The sequence below is a fragment of the Bowmanella yangjiangensis genome, assembly GCF_017255015.1.
GTDB lineage: Bacteria > Pseudomonadota > Gammaproteobacteria > Enterobacterales > Alteromonadaceae > Bowmanella > Bowmanella yangjiangensis.
The window spans coordinates 1-1,010 of the sequence record NZ_JAFKCS010000293.1 but is presented as its reverse complement, the minus strand read 5'-3'; the positions used below and the strand labels follow the sequence as shown (position 1 = coordinate 1,010).

The 1,010-nt window shown below is 69.7% G+C and carries 2 protein-coding genes; both read right to left on the bottom strand.

All coding sequences use genetic code 11. From position 1 onward, the window contains the following. The coding region (locus J0A65_RS24075) for a transaldolase family protein (protein WP_206596794.1) at positions 1-750 on the bottom strand (750 nt) is incomplete at its 3' end. Between the two features lie 15 nt (positions 751-765). Continuing rightward, positions 766-1,010, bottom strand: a 245-nt coding sequence (locus J0A65_RS24070) for a hypothetical protein (protein WP_206596793.1), incomplete at its 5' end; no start/stop codon positions are given.

Here is a 1,010-nt window from a genome sequence, read left to right as displayed (position 1 = left end):
GGCGAGCAGGGCAGGGCTGATGGTCAGGCGGTCGCAGCCGGCCAGGGCGAGCACTTCGCCGATGTTGCGAAAGCTCGCGGCCATCACCACCGTGGCGTAGTCGTGCTGCTTGAAGAAGCGACAGACCTGGCGCACCGACAGCACGCCGGGGTCGTTCTCGGCCTCGAAGCGGACGTCCGGGGTCTGCTGCCTGTGCCAGTCGAGAATCCGCCCGACGAAAGGCGACACCAGGTAGATGCCGGCCTCGGCGCAGGCACGGGCCTGGGCCAGGTTGAAGATCAGCGTGAGGTTGCAGCGAATGCCCTCGCGCTCCAGCTGGCGCGCCGCCTGGATGCCTTCCCAGGTGGCGGCGATCTTCACCAGGACGCGGTCGCCGGGGATGCCCAGTTGCAGGTAGCGCTGGTGCAGCGCGCGCGCCCGCGCCACGGTGGCGGCGCTATCGAAGGACAGCGCCGCCGGCACTTCGGTGGACACCTTGCCCCGGATGGTCGCGAGAATCTCCACGCCCATGCTGACCACCAGGCGGTCGCAGGCCTCGGCGATGATCGCGCGGGGCGCTGCGCCGCTGCGGATGGCCTGGCGCAGTGCGTCGTCGACCTGACGCTGGTACTGCCCCGCCTGCAGCGCCTTGAGGATGATCGACGGGTTGGTGGTGGCGTCCTCGGGCTGGAAGCGGTTGATGGCGACCAGGTTGCCGGTGTCGGCGACCACCACGCTGTGCTGCTTGAGTTGGCTGAGCAGGCTGGGCATGTGCGTCTCCGGGGCCTAGGCGTGCAGCAGGTTGTGCAGGGTCTGGCTGACGCCCCGCTCGCGCAGGCTGGTCAGGCAGCGCTCGAAGGCGGCGACGAATTCCAGCGAACGCCCTGGCGCGCAGCCGAAGATCGTCTCCTCGCCGAGCACCCGCGCGGTGAGCTGGGCATCGTCGGCGACCAGTGCCTGGCAATGCTCGGCCCTCGGGTCGGGAATCCGGTAGCGGGCACCGCTTTCGTCCTCGCCCTTGAGGTACAGCG